At 69.9% G+C, this 16,838-nt stretch carries 16 protein-coding genes; 9 read left to right on the forward strand and 7 right to left on the reverse strand.

Annotated elements, in window-relative coordinates:
• Positions 1-6: 6 nt before the first annotated feature.
• Complete coding sequence (locus VFO26_RS10000) at positions 7-1,170, reverse strand: sensor histidine kinase (RefSeq protein ID WP_325114822.1); 1,164 nt, start codon at positions 1,168-1,170, stop codon at positions 7-9.
• Positions 1,171-1,303: 133 nt separating this feature from the next.
• On the opposite strand from VFO26_RS10000, the gene VFO26_RS10005 reads away from it, so the two are divergent.
• The gene (locus VFO26_RS10005) at positions 1,304-1,546 is read left to right on the forward strand and encodes an SHOCT domain-containing protein (protein WP_325114824.1); all 243 of its coding nucleotides are present in this window, start codon (positions 1,304-1,306) and stop codon (positions 1,544-1,546) included.
• Positions 1,547-1,613: 67 nt separating this feature from the next.
• Here the strand turns inward: VFO26_RS10005 and VFO26_RS10010 are convergent, their stop codons facing one another.
• Positions 1,614-2,012 carry a DUF7144 family membrane protein gene (locus VFO26_RS10010; protein ID WP_325114826.1) on the reverse strand — a complete coding sequence of 133 codons (399 nt, stop codon included), beginning with the start codon at positions 2,010-2,012 and terminating at the stop codon, positions 1,614-1,616.
• Positions 2,013-2,326: 314 nt separating this feature from the next.
• Between VFO26_RS10010 and VFO26_RS10015 the strand changes: the two genes are divergently transcribed.
• From VFO26_RS10015 to VFO26_RS10045, 7 genes are all read left to right on the forward strand, one after another.
• The gene (locus VFO26_RS10015) at positions 2,327-2,506 is read left to right on the forward strand and encodes a hypothetical protein (RefSeq protein WP_325114827.1); all 180 of its coding nucleotides are present in this window, start codon (positions 2,327-2,329) and stop codon (positions 2,504-2,506) included.
• 56 nt (positions 2,507-2,562) lie between these two features.
• Positions 2,563-3,504 carry a formylglycine-generating enzyme family protein gene (locus VFO26_RS10020; RefSeq protein ID WP_325114828.1) on the forward strand — a complete coding sequence of 314 codons (942 nt, stop codon included), beginning with the start codon at positions 2,563-2,565 and terminating at the stop codon, positions 3,502-3,504.
• Positions 3,504-5,042 (forward strand): arylsulfatase, encoded by a 1,539-nt coding sequence (locus VFO26_RS10025; protein WP_325114829.1) that lies wholly within the window; start codon positions 3,504-3,506, stop codon positions 5,040-5,042. The genes VFO26_RS10020 and VFO26_RS10025 overlap by 1 nt, the downstream gene beginning before the upstream one ends.
• Positions 5,039-5,971: an HAD family hydrolase gene (locus tag VFO26_RS10030; RefSeq protein ID WP_325114830.1), complete on the forward strand. Its 933-nt coding sequence runs from the start codon at positions 5,039-5,041 to the stop codon at positions 5,969-5,971. The genes VFO26_RS10025 and VFO26_RS10030 overlap by 4 nt, the downstream gene beginning before the upstream one ends.
• 81 nt (positions 5,972-6,052) lie before the next feature.
• On the forward strand, positions 6,053-7,141 hold the full coding sequence (locus tag VFO26_RS10035; RefSeq protein ID WP_325114831.1) for an AI-2E family transporter: 1,089 nt from the start codon (positions 6,053-6,055) through the stop codon (positions 7,139-7,141).
• 53 nt (positions 7,142-7,194) lie between these two features.
• A complete protein-coding gene (locus VFO26_RS10040) occupies positions 7,195-8,301 on the forward strand; it encodes a lysylphosphatidylglycerol synthase domain-containing protein (protein ID WP_325114832.1) in 1,107 nt (368 codons plus the stop codon).
• Between the two features lie 9 nt (positions 8,302-8,310).
• Complete coding sequence (locus VFO26_RS10045) at positions 8,311-9,042, forward strand: hypothetical protein (protein WP_325114833.1); 732 nt, start codon at positions 8,311-8,313, stop codon at positions 9,040-9,042.
• 38 nt (positions 9,043-9,080) lie between these two features.
• Here VFO26_RS10045 and VFO26_RS10050 read toward each other — a convergent pair whose 3' ends face one another.
• The gene (locus tag VFO26_RS10050) at positions 9,081-9,656 is read right to left on the reverse strand and encodes an HdeD family acid-resistance protein (RefSeq protein ID WP_325114834.1); all 576 of its coding nucleotides are present in this window, start codon (positions 9,654-9,656) and stop codon (positions 9,081-9,083) included.
• A 234-nt stretch (positions 9,657-9,890) separates the two neighbouring features.
• On the reverse strand, positions 9,891-10,292 hold the full coding sequence (locus tag VFO26_RS10055) for an SHOCT domain-containing protein (protein ID WP_325114835.1): 402 nt from the start codon (positions 10,290-10,292) through the stop codon (positions 9,891-9,893).
• Between the two features lie 167 nt (positions 10,293-10,459).
• On the opposite strand from VFO26_RS10055, the gene VFO26_RS10060 reads away from it, so the two are divergent.
• A complete protein-coding gene (locus VFO26_RS10060) occupies positions 10,460-10,669 on the forward strand; it encodes a hypothetical protein (RefSeq protein WP_325114836.1) in 210 nt (69 codons plus the stop codon).
• A 27-nt stretch (positions 10,670-10,696) separates the two neighbouring features.
• Here the strand turns inward: VFO26_RS10060 and VFO26_RS10065 are convergent, their stop codons facing one another.
• The 3 genes from VFO26_RS10065 to VFO26_RS10075 all read right to left on the reverse strand — a co-directional run bounded on the left by VFO26_RS10065 (position 10,697) and on the right by VFO26_RS10075 (position 16,759).
• Positions 10,697-12,952, reverse strand: a complete 2,256-nt coding sequence (locus tag VFO26_RS10065) for a LuxR C-terminal-related transcriptional regulator (protein WP_325114837.1) — start codon at positions 12,950-12,952, stop codon at positions 10,697-10,699.
• A gap of 77 nt (positions 12,953-13,029) precedes the next feature.
• Entirely contained in the window at positions 13,030-15,396 is a 2,367-nt protein-coding gene (locus VFO26_RS10070; RefSeq protein WP_325114838.1) for an arylsulfatase, read from the reverse strand.
• 70 nt (positions 15,397-15,466) lie between these two features.
• Entirely contained in the window at positions 15,467-16,759 is a 1,293-nt protein-coding gene (locus VFO26_RS10075; protein WP_325114839.1) for a cation:proton antiporter, read from the reverse strand.
• Positions 16,760-16,838 lie beyond the last annotated feature (79 nt).

The raw sequence follows: 16,838 nt of genomic DNA on the forward strand, positions 1-16,838 counted from the left end.
GTTGGGTCACGAGCCCTCCCGGTAGGGAAGCGAAGCGCGGACACGGAACACGTCGTCCGTCGCCGCGACGTCGAGCGTCCCGCCCAGGAGCAGCGCCCGCTCACGCATGCCCACGATGCCGTGCCCGCCGCCGTTGGCGGTCGGCGCGCCCGGCCGCGGCCTGTTCGCGACGGAGATCCCGAGGGCAGAGGGCGAGAACTCGAGCCGCACCTCGGCGCGGCCCGTGCCGTGGCGGGCCGCGTTGGTGAGCGCCTCGCGCAGGATGCGGTACGCGGCCTGGTCGACGCTCGGGGGGAGTCCCCGCTGCGGGCCGTCGATCTGCAGGTCGACGTCGAGGCCGGCGGCACGCGAGCGGTCGACAAGGGTGTCGAGCGCTGCGAGCCCGGCGGGAGGCTCGACGCCGTCGGAGGGAGCCACCTCCCTGAGCGCGCGCACGAGCTGATCGATCTCGACGAGCGTGTCCCGAGCCACGTCCTCGATCGTCTCGATCGCAGCGCGCGACCGGGTGGGGTCCTGTTCGAGGAGCAGCCGTGCGGCGCCCGCCTGCACGAGGATCACGTTGACGGCATGTCCGGCCGAGTCGTGGAGGTCACGGGCGATGCGCGTCCGTTCCTCCGCGCTCGCGAGACGCTGCTCTCGCTCCGCCTCCCGCCTTGCCTGGCGTGCTCGCTCCGCTGCCGCGGCTCGCCGCTCGCTCCGCTGACCGACACGGTCGCCGACGAACCAGGCGACGGCGGAGACGGCCGCGCCCAGGAACAGCTCGGGGCCGAAGCCGTACCGTGCCGACGACGGCGCGAGGAGGAAGACGACGCTGGCGACCAAGACACCGCCCCGGACGACAGGTCGCGTCTCGTCGGGCCAGCGGGCGACGGTGTAGAGCGCGATCGCGTAGGCGAGGGGCGGGAACCCGTAGCCGAGCCCGTACAACGCCCCCGTCGCCACCGCGACGACGGCGAGCACCGGGAGTGGGGCGAGGCGGCGGGCCGCGAGCGGGAGCGCCATGAGCAGGGCGAGGCCGCCTCCGACTCCGTCGAGCCGGCGGTCGCCGGGGTCGGGATCGGGGTCGTCACGACCCCACTCGCCGTGCGAGATCGCGCCGACCGAGACCGCGAGGACGGCGGCTGCCATCACCGCGTCCAGCAGGAGCCGGCGGGGCCGCGCGGTGCGCATGTCTCGACGGTAGCGGCCACCTGACGGGGCGCGAGTCGCCCCGGCGGTGGATGTTCGTCCCCCTCGGGGAGGACGGCGAAGTTCCTCCCTGCGGGCGTTTCGGCCGAGGGGTCTCCGGCCGTACCGTGGCCGCATGGACACACTGAACGCATTCACGTCGGTCGTCGGCTCGCACGGCGACCACGACCACTTCTGGTTCCCGTTCGGGCTCCTGTGGCTGGCGCTCCTCGGTGTCGGGATCTGGTTCCTCGCCCGCGGTCGGCGGTTCCGCCAGCCGTCGGGGCTGGAGCACGCCCGCGGCATCCTTGCCGAGCGCTACGCGCGCGGGGAGATCAGCGGGGAGGAATACCGCGAGCGCCTCGAGCAGCTGAGGTGAGGAGCCACCGAGGGCCGCGAGCGCGGCCCTCGGAGTTCCGGCGAGCGTGCTCGCTTCCCTCAGGTCGTCAGGTCCGCGTCACCCCGGGACGCGTCAGCGCCCAGATCACCCACACATCCAGCGCGATCAACAGGATCGCCCAGAACGGGTAGTAGGGGATGAAGAAGAAGTTCGCGACGGCGCTGAGCACGGCGAGGCCGAGCGCGACGCCCGCGGCCCAGGTCGCTCTCGCGAACAGGAAGTAGCCCGTCACCACGAGCAGGATCCCGACGATCAGGTGGATCCAGCCCCACGCGCTGACGTCGAGGTCGAACGCGTAGTTCTGGGTGACGACGTAGAACTGATCGTCGAAGATCGCGGCCAGGCCGGCGATGATCTGGAAGATGCCGATCACGACGAGCATCGTCGCCGCGAACGTGACTCCTCCGATCGCCCATCCCGAAGGCTGGGGCTCGTAGTCGCTCACAGTCCGTTCCTCCTACGGTCGTAAGCCGAGGCGTCGTGCTCGGGGGTCGCGCGCCTCGTGCACCTTGACGGCAAGAGGCAGTATTCGCCTTCTGTCGTGACAGCGTCAAGTCGACGCGCGCGCCCCCGTCTTGGTTACTGATTGGACAACGGTGAGGGCGATGGGGTAGGTTGTCCGGCAGTCGTACGACGCCGTACGAGGGAGATGGGAGCATGGCCGCGCCGTTCAACGTCACCGTCGTGCTCGTCCCCCGTACGGGGAGACGGAGCCGCGGTCGGCCTCGCTGACGCTCGGCGACCAGGAAGGAGGGCGAGATGTCCAACGAGGCGAGATCCGGACGCGGCTACGAGTACGGTGGCCCGGCGTTTCCCGGTGGGGTGATCGTCGGGATCGGGCTCGGGATCCTGCTCGGCGACTTCTTCGCCTGGCTCCTCATCGGGCTCGGCGCCGGCTTCATCCTGATGGGGTTCATCGCCGCCGTCGCGAGGCGTTGACGACGCCGACGACAACCGCTGCCGGCGCCGGCCCCGCGCAGGCGCCGTATCCCGGGATGCGCTGGATCCCGGGCGGGGCGTTCGCCATGGGCTCGGAGGACTTCTACCCCGAGGAGCGGCCGGTGCACCGGGTCTCGGTCGACGGGTTCTGGATGGACGAGCGTCCCGTCACCGCGGGCGAGTTCCGACGCTTCGTGCGCGAGACGAAGTACGTCACCGTCGCGGAGCGCCCACTCGTCCCGGAGGACTACCCGGACGCCGACCCCGAGCTGCTCGTCCCCGGCTCGCTCGTCTTCCGCGGGACGAACGGGCCGGTCGACCTCGACGATTACCGCAACTGGTGGTCGTACGTGCCCGGCGCCTTCTGGAAACGGCCCGGTGGCAAGGGCACCACGATCAACGGGCGCGACAACCACCCCGTCACGCACGTCGCCTACGAGGACGTCGAGGCCTACGCGGCCTGGGTGGGGAAGGAGCTCCCGACCGAGGCGGAGTGGGAGCTTGCCGCCCGCGGCGGGCTCGAGGGCTCCGTCTTCGCCTGGGGCGACGAGCACTTCCCGGACGGGAAGGCCATGGCGAACACCTGGCAGGGCGAGTTCCCCTGGCAGAACACGAAGCTCGACGGGTTCGAGCGCACCTCACCGGTCGGGAGCTTCCCGCCGAACGGGTACGGGCTCTACGACGTCACGGGGAACGTCTGGGAGTGGACGACGGACTGGTACGTCCCCCGGCACCCGGAGGAGGTGACGAGCCCGTGCTGCGCCCCGAGCAATCCACGCGTCACCTCACCGGACGAGAGCTACGACGCGGGCCGGCCCGGTGAGCACATCCCGCGTCGCGTGATCAAGGGCGGCTCGCACCTCTGCGCGCCCAACTACTGCCTCCGCTACCGCCCGGCTGCACGACAGCCGCAGATGATCGACACGTCGATGTCGCACCTCGGCTTCCGCTGCATCGTCCGCCGACCACCGCCGAGGGGAAAAGGAGTGACCGCCTGATGGCCGACAAGCCGAACATCCTCGTGATCTGGGGAGACGACATCGGGATCACCAACCTCAGCTGCTACAGCGACGGGCTGATGGGCTACCGGACGCCGAACATCGACCGGATCGCGAACGAGGGGATGCGCTTCACGGACTCCTACGGCGAGCAGAGCTGCACCGCCGGGCGCTCGTCGTTCATCACCGGGCAGAGCGTCTTCCGCACGGGCCTGAGCAAGGTCGGCGTGCCCGGCTCGCCGATCGGCCTGAGCGCCGAGGACCCGACGATCGCGGAGCTCCTGAAGCCGCTCGGGTACGCGACCGCGCAGTTCGGGAAGAACCACCTCGGCGACCTGAACGAGTTCCTCCCGACCGTCCACGGGTTCGACGAGTTCTTCGGCAACCTCTACCACCTGAACGCCGAGGAGGAGCCGGAGCTGCCGAACTACCCGCCGGCCGAGGACTTCCCGAACTTCCGCGAGCGCTTCGGCCCGCGCGGCGTCCTGCGGTGCAGGGCGACCGGGAAGGACGACCCGAAGGAGCACCCGCGCTGGGGGCGTGTGGGCAAGCAGAGGATCGAGGACACGGGCCCGCTGACGAAGAAGCGGATGGAGACGTGCGACGATGAGTTCGTCGACGCCGCGTGCGACTACATCCGTCGGCAGAACAATCGGCGCAAGCCGTTCTTCTGCTGGGTGAACACGACGCACATGCACTTCCGCACGCACACGAAGCGTCGGAGCCGCGGCCAGGCCGGGCGGTGGCAGTCCCCCTACCACGACACGATGATCGACCACGACAAGCACGTCGGGAAGCTGCTCGACCTGCTCGACGAGCTCGGCATCGCCGACGACACGATCGTCGTGTACTCGACCGACAACGGGCCGCACATGAACTCCTGGCCCGACGGAGGGATGACGCCGTTCCGCGGCGAGAAGAACACGAACTGGGAGGGCGCCTTCCGGATCCCGCTGATGGTGCGCTGGCCGGGGAAGATCGCGGCGGGGAGCATCTCCAACGAGATCGTCCAGCACCACGACTGGCTCCCGACCTTCCTCGCCGCAGCGGGCGAGCCGGACATCGGCGAGAAGCTGAGGGAGGGCCACACGGTGGGCGAGAAGGCCTACAAGGTGCACATCGACGGCTTCAACCTGCTTCCGTACCTCACGGGCGACTCGGATCGAAGCCCGCGCCAGCTCTTCGTCTACTTCTCAGACGACGGCGACGTGCTCGCGATGCGCTTCGACAACTGGAAGGCCGTCTTCATGGAGCAACGGGTGCCGGGGACGCTGCAGGTGTGGGTGGAGCCTTTCGTCCCGCTTCGCATCCCGAAGATCTTCAACCTGCGGATTGACCCGTTCGAGCGAGCCGACGTGACCTCGAACACGTACTACGACTGGTTCATCGACCAGGCGTATCTCGTGTTCGCGGCGACCGCCCTGGTCTCAGAGTTCCTCGAGACGTTCGAGTCGTTTCCACCGCGGCAGCGTGCGGCGACCTTCACGATCGACCAGGTCGTGGAGAAGCTCGAGGTGGCATTCACGGCCGGGCAATGACGCTCGCGTCCTGGAAGGACACGTCGACGCGCGAGGCGCTGGTCGCTTTCGCGGAGTCGGCGGCGCAGACAGTGCCACCCGAAGAGCGCATCGCCGTCTTCGACAACGACGGCACGCTCTGGTGCGAGAAGCCGATGCCGGTCGAGCTCGGGTTCATCCTGCAGCGGCTGGCGGCGATGGCGGAGGCGGACGCCGCGCTACGCGAGAAGCAGCCGTGGAAGGCGGCGCACGAGCGCGACCACGCGTGGCTCGGCGGCGTGATCGAGAAGCACTACGCCGGTGACGACAGCGACGTGAGGGTGCTGATGGGCGGGCTGTTGCAGGCGTTCGCAGGGCAGACGGTGGACGAGTACCTCGCGGCTGCCTCGTCGTTCCTCGACGACGAGCCCCACCCGACGCTGGGGCGGCGTCTGCGCGACTGCACCTACGTGCCGATGGTCGAGCTGCTGCGGTTCCTCGAGGGCCACGGGTTCACCTGCTTCATCGCCTCAGGGGGGAGCCGTGACTTCATGCGGGCGATCACGCACGAGGTCTACGGGATCCCTCCAGAGCGCGTGGTGGGCAGTTCGAACGGCCTCCAATACACCGACGACGAGCACGGCGGCGCGCTCGCCTACCTCGCCCAGCCGGACGTGTTCGACGACGGCCCGGTCAAGCCGGTGCGGATCTGGAGCCGGATCGGGCGCCGGCCGATCGTCTCCGCCGGCAACTCGAACGGGGACATCCCGATGCTGCGCTTCACGGGTGGGAAGGAGCGGCCGGCGCTCCGCCTGCTCGTCCTGCACGACGACCCCGTGCGCGAGTTCGACTACGTCAAGGGCGCAGAGCGGGCGCTCGAGCAGGCCGAGGCAGACGGCTGGACCGTCGTGAGCGTGAAGCGAGACTGGAGCACGGTGTTCGGGGATCCTCCTCCGGCGGACGCGGGGTAGGCCGGGTGGACTCTCCCGCGGAGGCGGCTCCGGCCGGAGGGTGCTCTATCCTCGCCGCGTGTCCGGGTATCGGGACGGATGATGACGGGCCGGGCGCTGCCGATCATCCTCACGTTCAAGACCCTGCTGCTGGCGGTCGGGCTCTTCCTCCTGACCTGGGCGGTCGTCTCGATCCGGGACACGCTGATGATCGTCTTCGTCGGCATCTTTCTCGGGCTGGTCTTCGAGGCCCCTGTCCGGCTCGTGGAGCGCCACACGCCGCTGGGTCGTGGAATGTCGGCGACGGTCACGGTGATCGGGTCCCTGCTGGTGGTGACGCTGCTCGCCCTTGCTCTCCTGAAGCCGCTTCTCGAGGGTCTCCAGTCCTTCCTCAAGGACCTGCCGCAGATCGTCGATCAGCTCCGGGACTCGGGCGAGCTCGACTTCGTCGGCGACACGGGTGCCGCCGACAACGTGCAGTCGGGGGCGCAGAGCGTCTCGGATGCCGTGCCGGACGTTCTCGGGGCGCTCGTCGGGTTCACCGGGTCGATCGCGTCCGCGGCCCTCTCGGTGTTCCTGATCACCTTCATCTGCCTGTTCTTCCTCTGCGAGGTGGGCGATCTCAAGAAGGCGCTCGCGAGCGTGCTGCCGAAGGGGCAGGAGGAGCTGTGGCTGCCGCTCTGGGACCGGATCACGACGATGGTCTCGCGCTGGGCGATCGGCGTCGTGGTCATCGCCACGATCGCGGGGACGACCCAGGGGCTGACTGCGTACCTCCTCGGATCGAGCTATGCGATCGCGCTCGGGTTGATCGCCGGGTTCCTCGACATGATCCCGAACATCGGCGCGACGATCGCGGGCTTCATCCTCGTGCCCACGCTCCTCGCCGAGGAGGGGCTCACGGCCGCGCTGATCATGCTCGCCGTGGTGCTCGTCTACCAGCAGATCGAGAACAGCATCCTCACCCCGACGATCCAGGGAAAGGCGGTCAAGCTCTCCGCCTTCTTCATCATCGTGGCCGTCGCGCTCTTCGGCGCCCTGCTGGGCGTGGTGGGCGCGCTGATCGCCGTCCCGGTAGCTGCCACGATCCAGATCATCCTCGGCGAGGTCACCAAGGCCTACCGCGCGCAGGTCGCCAGGGGGAAGCTGGACCCGGGGCCCGTCGCGATCGGCGATGAGACCGTCGTCTGAGCCCGCTCGACGGAGCCGACCCCCTGGCGCCAGGGGACGCTCGCTGAGGCTGCGTGTCTAGCGCGGTCGAGGCGGTCACTCCGTTCCACGAGCCCTCGCGCAAGCGGCGGCTCGTGAAGATCGGGGGCTGGATCGCGGGCCTGCTCGCGCTCGCCGTCGTCCTGCACCTGCTCGGCGTCGACGTCCTCGACTGGCTGGACGACGTCTGGAAGCAGATCAAGGACGTCCCGGTCGGCTACCTCGTGCTCGGCGGGCTGCTCCAGGTCCTGCAGACGTCGCTCAACGGACTCGCCTACTACGGGATCCTCGCCTATGCGTACCCCGGACGCGTCCAGCTGTGGCCGATCATCACCGCGTACGCGGTCGGCGTGGCGATGAACAACTTCCTGCCCGCGAACATCGGCACCTTCGTGACGCTCTTGATGTTCGTCGCGATCATCCCCGGATCGACGTTCCCCGGGATCCTCGCCGCCTACATGGTCAACAAGATCTTCTTCACGATCGTGGGCGGCCTCGTGTACCTCTATCTCTTCCTGGAAGCGGGCTCGGCGTTCGACGTCGAGCTCGGCTGGTTCCGCGATCACGGGGCGCTCGCGCTGCTCCTCTTCCTGGGTGGCGTGTTCCTCGTCGTCGTGGTCGTCCGCATCTTCTGGCGCTGGCTGAAGAAGCTCTGGGCGCAGGCGAAGGAAGGCGGCAAGATCCTCGCGTCGCCGCGGGCGTTCGTGACGCGTGTCCTCCTGCCCCAGCTCGGGAGCTATGCGGCCAAGGTCGGCGTGATCATGGTGTTCCTGGCCGCGTACTCGATCCCGGTCACCTTCGACTCCGTGATGAGCGTGATCGGCTCGAGCTCGGCGGCGAACATGACGGCGGTGACGCCCGGGTCGGTCGGCATCACCCAGGCGGCGAACGTCGTCGCGTTGAACGACTACACGAATGCCGACACGGCGACCGCCTACTCGCTCTCCCAGCAGCTGGTCACCACCGTCGTCAACCTCGGGTACGGGTTGCTGCTCGTGGTGCTGATCTTCGGCTGGACGGGAGGCAAGCTCCTCGTCTCGCAGAGCTACGCCGAGGCGAAGGTCAAGGCCCGGGAGATGAAGGACTCGCGGCGACAGGGCGACGACCCGACGGGCGACGGCGAGCCGGCCGAGGACGCGTAGCGCCGCATCATGCGCGAGGCTCTCTTCTGGGGGCTCGTCGCGAGCTCGTCGCTCCTGATCGGCGGCCTCGTCGCGCTGCGGGTCTCGATCGACAGGCTGGTCCTCGGCCTCGTGATGGCGTTCGGCGCCGGCGTGCTGTTGAGCGCCGTCGCGTTCGAGCTGGTCGAGGAGGCGTTCGCCGAGTCGGGGCTGCTCCGGGACGTCGCGCTCGGCCTGTTCGCGGGGTGCGCCGTGTACTCCCTCGGGGACATGCTGATCGACCGCATGGGGGGCGAGAGTCGGAAGCGGATCGACGGCGGCGAGGCCGAGGGGTCCCCGCTCGCGATCGTGCTCGGGATCGTGCTGGACGGGATCCCCGAGTCGGCGGTCATCGGGCTCACCGTGCTCGAGGGCGGCGCGGTCAGCGTGGCGATGCTCGTCGCCGTCTTCCTCTCCAACCTGCCGGAGGCCGTCGCCGCCAGCTCCGGCCTCGCCGATGCCGGCTGGCGGCGCAGCCGGATCCTCCAGCTCTGGATCGGCGTGATGGTCGTGTCGGGCCTCGCGGCGCTCGCGGGCTACAGCCTCTTCGACGGCGCCTCGCCGAGCGTGGTCGCCTTCGTGCTGGCCTTCGCGGGCGGCGCGATCCTGACGATGCTCGCCGACACGATGATGCCCGAGGCGTTCGCGCACGGCGGCAAGCTCGCCGGCGTGATGACCACGGTCGGGTTCGCGACCGCCTTCGCGGTGAGCGCGTTCGAGTAAGGGCTCGGCCAGAGCCCGGTGGCTCGCTCCGCCGGGCGCTACACCGCCGGGGTCATCCTCCGTGCCGACAGGAGCTTGAACGCGAAGAGGATCTCGGTGATCCCGCGCATGAGCGCGATCACCCCCACCCAGGCGACGAGCAGGATCGCGCTCCGGCCGAAGTAGCCGGCCGCCCAGAACCCGATCAGGACTTCCACGATCCCCGCGATCAGCTGCACCCACCAGACGTGGATCTCGTCCTTCGTCGCGATCGAGACCACGATGTCGAAGAAGCCCTTGAAGATGAGGAAGAAGCTCATCACGGCCGCGAGCGCGGCAAAGGTGTCGCCGGGATGGATGAACGCGACGATTCCCACGCCGACGAAGAGCAGCCCGAGAAGGCCGTGCAGGATCTTCCACCATCCGCGTGACGCGGCCAGCATGAAGAACTCGTTCACTCCCGCGGCGATCGCGACGACCCCGAAGAGGATGGAGATCGCACTCACCGACGTGTAGTCGAAGCGCAGGATCATGATGGCGACGAGGAACCACAGGATCCCGGTCAGAAGGAAGAGCCACCAGCTCCTCGAGGCGTCTGCGAGCGCCTCCCGTTCCTCGAGCTCGAACGTCGACATATGCCCTCCTTGCGTTGCCCGATTGGGAGCGATGCTACGAGGAGGGTCGGCCGTCACGCGGGCCAGGCACCGAGTCGGCCAGGCGGACGGCATCGCCCCGAGCAGCGACGGGGTCGAGGCGAGAGCCCGCCCTTCCGGGCGGGCCCCGTCAGCGCCTCGGTCAGATCCCGAGGATCTGTGTCTTCGCTTCCAGATCCTCTCGCGCGATCCCTCCCCGGGGCCGGATCTCGTCCGTCACGCTCCCGCGAGCGCCTTCGTCTTGAGCGCGTCGAACTCGGACTGCGAGATCGCGCCGCTGTCGAGGAGCCCCTTGGCCCGCTCGATCTCTGCAGCCGCGCCGCCCGTGTCGGCGACCGAGCGGACGTAGTCGTCGAACTGCGTCTGCTGAGCTCTCGCCTCCTTGGCGCTCCTCTCGGCCATGCTGTCGCCGTTCGCGATCAGGTAGGCCAGCACGCCGATCAGCGGCAGGAAGATGATGAACAACGTCCAGATGACCTTCTTCGCCCCGCTCGCGTCGCGGCGGCGGAACACGTCGCCCAGGACGACGATCACCATCCAGATCCAGATGATCCAGGCGACGAAGACGATCATCGTCCACATCAGGTCGAGGAACGGGTAGTCGGCTGCGACGATCACGGCACCTCCTCCGGCCGACGTTCCGTTGACGCGGCCTTCGCAGTGGTTTTCCGAGCAGAAGTCTCCGAGATTCGAGGTCGCCGCGCGAGGCGCGCGGAAGTGTTCACCCGGGTGATCCGGAGCCTGCGTCGACCCGCCGGGGAGCGGGGAGGTGCAGGATCCTGGACGTGCAGGCGTGTCGGTACCGGATCGTCGTCGAGGGCGGCTTCGGGCCTCGGTTCCGCGAGGCATTCTCCGACCTCGAGGTCGAGCCAGAGGGATGGGACACCGCGCTCGAGGGCGAGATGGCCGATCAGGCGCAGCTCCAGGGGGTCCTCGACCGGGTTGCCGCGCTCAACCTGACACTGGTGAGCGTCGCCAAGCTCGGCGGCCGCTGACCCGCCGGGCGCGACGACCGGTCGTCGTCAGTCGTCGAGCAGCCCCAGCGTCTCCGCGGCCGCGACTGCCTCCTGTCGTGAGCTCGCGCCGAGCTTGCGGTAGATGCCACGCGTGTGCGTCTTGACCGTGTTCACCGAGAGGTAGAGCTGCGCGCCGATCTGACGCTGCGTCAGGTCGGTCGTCAGCAGGCGCAGCACCGCGAGCTCCGACCGGCTCGGCTCCTCGACGAGCGTGGGCGCAGACTCCCTCGCGGCTTCGAGATCTCGCTCGACCCGGGCAGCCAATGCAGGCAGTGAGCCGGGGTCCGTGAACCCTTCGAGGGCCTCCCTGGCGCGCTCGAGGTCGGCGGCCGCGGCCGACAACCGGCGCCGTGCCAGGCGCGCGTCCGCGAGCACGACCAGTGCGTGCACCTCCTCGACGGTGGGCTCGGGTGCGCGGCGCAGGGCCTCGCCGCGCGCGGCATGGCGCTCGGCGTCGGGGAACCGCTTCAGCGACACGAGCGCCGCCCCGAGCGCCGTGTGGGCGAGGCCAGCGGTCCACGAGCCGGACAGGCCCGCGGTGGCCGTTATGTCCAGCGCGCGTCGCGCGTAGGCCTCGGCCGCGTGCGGCCGCTCGCGCTCCAGCTCCAGCAGCGCCAGCGTCGACAGGGCGTAGGCCAGGCCGTGCGGGCGTTCGGGCGAATCGGGCCGGTCGAGCGCCTCCTGCGCGACCTTGCGCGCCTCGGGCAGCTCGCCCTGGAGGAAGAGGGCGAATGCGAGAGCGCTGAGGGCGGCGGTCGCGATCTCGTTGGCACCGTTGCGCCCGAAGCCGGCGGCGCGCCGGGCATTCCCCACGGCCCCGCCGACGTCGCCGTCGATCCAGACGCCGCGCGCGAGGCTGGCGGCGGACTCCAGGTAGGCGGAGGACCGCTCGGGCCGCTCGGCGACGGACTCGTCCGCCAGCAGCAGCAGGCGGGACCGCTCCGACGCCGGCCGCGAGAGGAGGCCAGCCGCGATCGCGCCCGCGACCGGCAGCTCCGGGACCTCCATCAGCGTGCCCGTCCCCAGGCGCTCCACCCAGCGCAGGAGCGTCGTCTCCCTTCCGCTTCGCAGCAACGCGGCGTGATGCTCGAGCAGCATCTCGGCGGCCGCCGCCTCGTCGCCGGCCGCGGCGGCGTACTCGAGCGCTTCCTCGATCAGGCCATGCCGCCTGCACCAGTCTCCCGCACTGCGGCGGAGCTCGTCGACATCCCCGGGCCGGGCCCGCGCCAGCTCCATGCGCAGCAGCTCGCCGAAGAGGTGGTGGTACCGGTACCACTCGTCCCGCGCGTCGAGTGGGACGAGGAACAGGTTCGAGCGTGCGAGGTTCGCCAGGATCGCGCTGCTGCCGGTGCGGTCGAGCACCGCGTCGCACAGCGCACCCGAGAGACGTATGAGGACCGAGGTGCGCAGCAGGAAGTCGCGCGTCGCCTCGTCCAGCGCGTCGATCACCTCCCCGAGCAGGTAGTCCGCCACGTGTCTGTGGTCGCCGGTGAAGTCACGCACGCCGGCCCGTGGATCCGGGTGCTCACGGAGCCACAGCGCCGCCAGGTAGAGCCCGGCGGGCCAGCCCTCGCTGCGCTCGAGGAGGTGCGAGAGGTCGTCGTCGTCCAGGGCGATCCCCTCCCGGACGACAAGGAGCTCCCGCGCCTCGTCGAGCGTGAACGCGAGGTCGCGCGCCCGGAGCTCGGCGAGCTCGCCCCTGGCGCGCAGGCGGCCGAGTCGAATCCGTGGATCGATGCGCGTCGTCGCGATCATCCGCGCCCCGGGCGGGAGCCGCTCGACGGCGTACTCGAACGACTCGAGGGCAGGCTCGTCGCTCAGCGAGTGGAGGTCGTCGAGCACGACGGTGATCGGCTCACGATGGGCTGCCATCGCGTTCAGGAGCTCGTCGAGGCCGGCACCGACCGTGGCGCCCGGGCTCTGCAGCCGGTCGAGGGCGCGGCCTCCGACGCCGGGTCGGATCCGGTCGAGGGCCGTGGCAACGTACGTCCACAGGCGCGCCGGGTCGTTGTCGGCCGGGTCGAGCGAGACCCAGGCGACAGCGGTCTCCGGGCGCGTCTCGCACCAGGAGCCCACGAGAACGCTCTTGCCACCTCCTGCCGGAGCGCTGACGAGCGTGAGCTCCGTCCCGTCGAGCCGGTCGAGGGCGCGCAGCAACCGCGGGCGTTCGACCAGCTGCGGGCGCGCGCGGGGAGGAATGAGCTTGGTCTCGACGAGCGGCGCGCCTGTCGTCTCGGGCGCCGCGGCCCCGGCCTGTGTCATGACAGGAGTATGAACTTCTGAGGGCCGTCGCCCCCAATGTTGCGCGCAGGGAGGGCCTCGCGCCTCCCTGCGCCCTCCTACTGTCTCGCCATCGCGACCCGGAGCCGCTCCTCGGGTGAGATCAGGTGGTCGGTGTCCTCCGCAGCCGCGTCGACGTCGAGCTGGACCCAGCGGACCGTCCCGGTGAAGGCGCTGTCGTGGGTGCTGTAGTCGTCGCTGACCGGGGTCGCGGTGTCGCTTCCCACGTCGGTCGTCTCGTCCGCCGAGAAGAGCATCGGCACGGTGCCTTCGACGCGCCCGTCTCCGACCCTCTCGCCGTCGACGAAGAGCGTGACGTCGCCGCCCTTGCCGACCCCGCCTCCGTCGTAGGTGAACTCCAGCCGCACCTGGTGGACGCCTGAGGACATCGCATCAGCGCCGTAGACCTTGAACCGCTCGAGGCCGAAGAGGTTGTAGCAGTACGCCGGCCTGCCGTCCTTGGCGTACAGAGCGAGCCCGCCGAAGGCTCCGCCCTGGGCGATGATGACGCCGTTCGCGCCGCCCTCGGGCACCTCGATCTCCGCCGTGATCGAGTGCGACTTGTTCTTCATCACGACGATCGAGTTCTCGGAGAGCCGACCCATCCGGCCGAAGAGGAGCTGCGACGTGCCCTTGACGAGCTGCGGCCGCCCCGCGAGGTCGGGGTTGAAGCGCTCGAAGCGCCGGTCGTCGAGCGGGAGCACGTTGTACTTGCCCGCCTCGATGATGAAGAGCCGCTTGAGCTCGGCGAGCTTCTCCGGCTGCTCGGCTGCGATGTCGTGCGCCTGCGTCCAGTCGTCGGGCGCGTACAGCTCCCAGACGTCGTCGTCGAACGCCGGCAGCTCGGTCGTGGCCCACGGGATCGAATGGCGGGTGACGGCGGTCCAGCCCTCGTGGTAGATGCCGCGGTTGCAGAACATCTCGAAGTACTGCGTCGTGTGACGCTCGGCCGCGTCCGCGTCGTCGAAGCAGTACCCCATCGAGACGCCCTCGAGCGGCCGCTGCTGCACGCCGTTCACGCTCAGAGGCGCCGGAAGCCCGGCAGCCTCGAGGACCGTCGGTGCGACGTCGATCACATGGTGGAACTGGGAGCGGATCTCGCCCCGCGCCTGGATGCCGCCCGGCCAGTGCACGATCGTGCCGTTCCGCGTCCCGCCCCAGTGTGAGGCGATCTGCTTCGTCCACTGGTACGGCGTGTCCATCGCGTGCGCCCAGCCGACCGCGTAGTGGTTGTAGGCCTCGGGTGTCCCGAAGTCGTCGATCTTCGAGACCATGAACTCCGTCGTCTCGACGCCGGTGACGCCGTTCAGGACAACGAGCTCGTTGAAGCAGCCGGTTGGCGTTCCCTCCGCCGAGGCGCCGTTGTCGCCGATCACGTAGTAGACGAGCGTGCTCTCGAGGATCTCGAGCTCCGAGAGCGCGTCGATCAGCCGCCCGACGTGGTGGTCGGTGTGCTCGAGGAAGCCGGCGTACACCTCCATCTGGCGCGCGAGCACGGGCTTGAGGTCGTCGGGCATCTCGTCCCAGGCCGGGATCTCGCCCGGCCGCTCGGTCAGCTCGGCGTCGGAGGGGATCACGCCGAGCTCCTTCTGCTTCGCGAACGTCCGCTCGCGCAGCGCATCCCAGCCGTCGTCGAACGCGCCCTTGTATCTGTCCGACCACTCGGGCGGCACGTGGTGGGGAGCGTGGGTCGCTCCCGGCGCGTAGTACATGAAGAACGGCTTGTCCGGCATGAGTGCCTTCTGCTGCTTGACCCAGTCGATCGCCTGGTCCGTCATGTCCTCCGTGAAGTGGTAGCCCTCCTCCGCCGTCCTCGGCTGCTCGATCGGCACGGTGTCGCGGTAGATGGCCGGGGCATACTGGTTCGTCTCCCCGCCGATGAAGCCGTAGAAGTGCTCGAAGCCCGAGCCCGTCGGCCAGGCGTGGAACGGCCCGAGCGGGCTCGTCTCCCAGACCGGCACCTCGTGGCACTTGCCGAACTGCGCAGTCGAGTACCCGTTCAGCTTGAGCGTCTCGGCGAGCGGCGCGCACGTGTTGGGCCTGATCGAGTTGTATCCGGGCGCCGACGTGGCGATCTCGGTGATCCCGCCCATCCCGACCGAGTGGTGGTTGCGACCGGTCAGGAGCGCCTGCCGGGTCGGCGAGCAGAGCGCGGTCGTGTGGAAGCGGTTGTACTTGAGGCCGTTCGCCGCGAGGCGCTCGGCGGTCGGGGTCGAGCACGGCCCGCCGAAGGCGCTCGAGGCGCCGAAGCCGCAGTCGTCGATCAGGACGATCAGCACGTTGGGAGCGCCCCGTGGCGGCCGGAGCGGCTCGATCGGCGGGAACGACGTGGCGGGGTCCTTCGCGTCGTACGTGGTGAGCCCGACCGGTGTCAGGTCGGGGATCGGAAGCACTTGGCGCTGGATCGGGTCTCGCTCGTCCGCCATCGAGGGCGCTCCTCTCACGTCTCGGTTCACTCGCCGAACACCGATGCTAGGGCGCGGGACAGGCGCGAACCTAGCCCGCCGGAGGTGGATCACCCGGGTGAAGGCGGGCGCGCACCCGGATCTCAGGCGCGGGAGCGGCCTCGAGAGCCGGCTCGCGGCCCGGCGGATGGGACTCGAACCACCCGGCGTACCGGCCGGCGAGCGGCGCTGCGGTCAGGCCGTGCAGGAGCACCGAGAGACCGACCGTGACGAAGACCGTGACCATGATCGTCTCCTCGTGCGGGAGCCCTCCGTCTTCCTCCAGCATCAGCGCGAAGACGATGGACGCAAGGCCCCGCGGCCCGAACCAGCCGAGGAACCCGACGGTCTCCCGGCGCGAGCCGGTGCCCGCGAGGGCGAGGGCGACCGGCGCCATCCGGACGACGGTCAGGCTCAGGATCGCGTACACGACAATCGGCACGGTGAGGTCGCCGAGCGCGGGGCCGAGCAAGACGGCGCCGAAGATCACGAAGGTGACGGCGCCGAGCACGTCACCGAGCTCCTCGATCAGGTGCTCGACGGCGCCCTCCGAGTCCCGCCGGAGCAGCTGGAACACGACGCCGCCGACGAAGGCTGCGATGAACCCGGAGCCGCCGATCGGATGGGCGATGCCCCATGCGAGCGCGGCGGCGGCAAGGGGCACGATCTGCAGCCACGCCCCCTCCCTGCTCGATGCGCGGCTCGCGAGGACGACCGCCGCGGCCCCGGCCGCGCCCGCGATCGCCCCGGCGAGGGCACCGTAGCCGATCTGCTCGGCGACGAGCCTCACGGCCGAGCTGTCGCTGATCGTGTTGGACTCCGCAGTCGCGAACGCGAGCACGATCAGGAAGAGGGGGACGCAGATGCCGTCGTTGAGCCCGCTCTCCACGTTCAGGCTCTGGCGCACACGGGACGGCAGCCTCGGCAGTGTGACGACGGCCTGCCCGAGTGCCGCGTCGGTCGGCGCGAGCACCACCGCGAGGAGGAGCGCCTCCGGCCAGCTGAGCGCTCCCAGGAGCGCGACGGCGGCTGCGAAGCCGGCGACCAGCGTCAGCGGCAGACCGATGCCGAGCAGGCGCGCGGGGACGGCCACCTCCCCGCGGAGGGCACGCAGATCGATGCGGGAGGCATCCGCGAAGAGCACCACCGCCAGGGTCGCCTCGGCGAGTGCCTGCACGTGCTCGCCGGCCGGCGCGAGATCGATGAACCCCATGACCTCCGAGCCGAAGAACAGGCCGACCGCCACGAACACCATCGGGGCTGTCAGGGAGGTGCCTTCGATCCTCCCGGAAAGTGCTGCATACGCGAGCAGCGCCACCGAGACGCTCGCGAGCGCCCAGTCCATCGGCCGACCCTAGAACCTCTGTGCCGGCTCTAGCCCGATCCGGAGCGATCGTTCACCCGGGTGAATCACCGACGACATT

Source organism: Gaiella sp., from assembly GCF_035710885.1.
GTDB lineage: Bacteria > Actinomycetota > Thermoleophilia > Gaiellales > Gaiellaceae > Gaiella.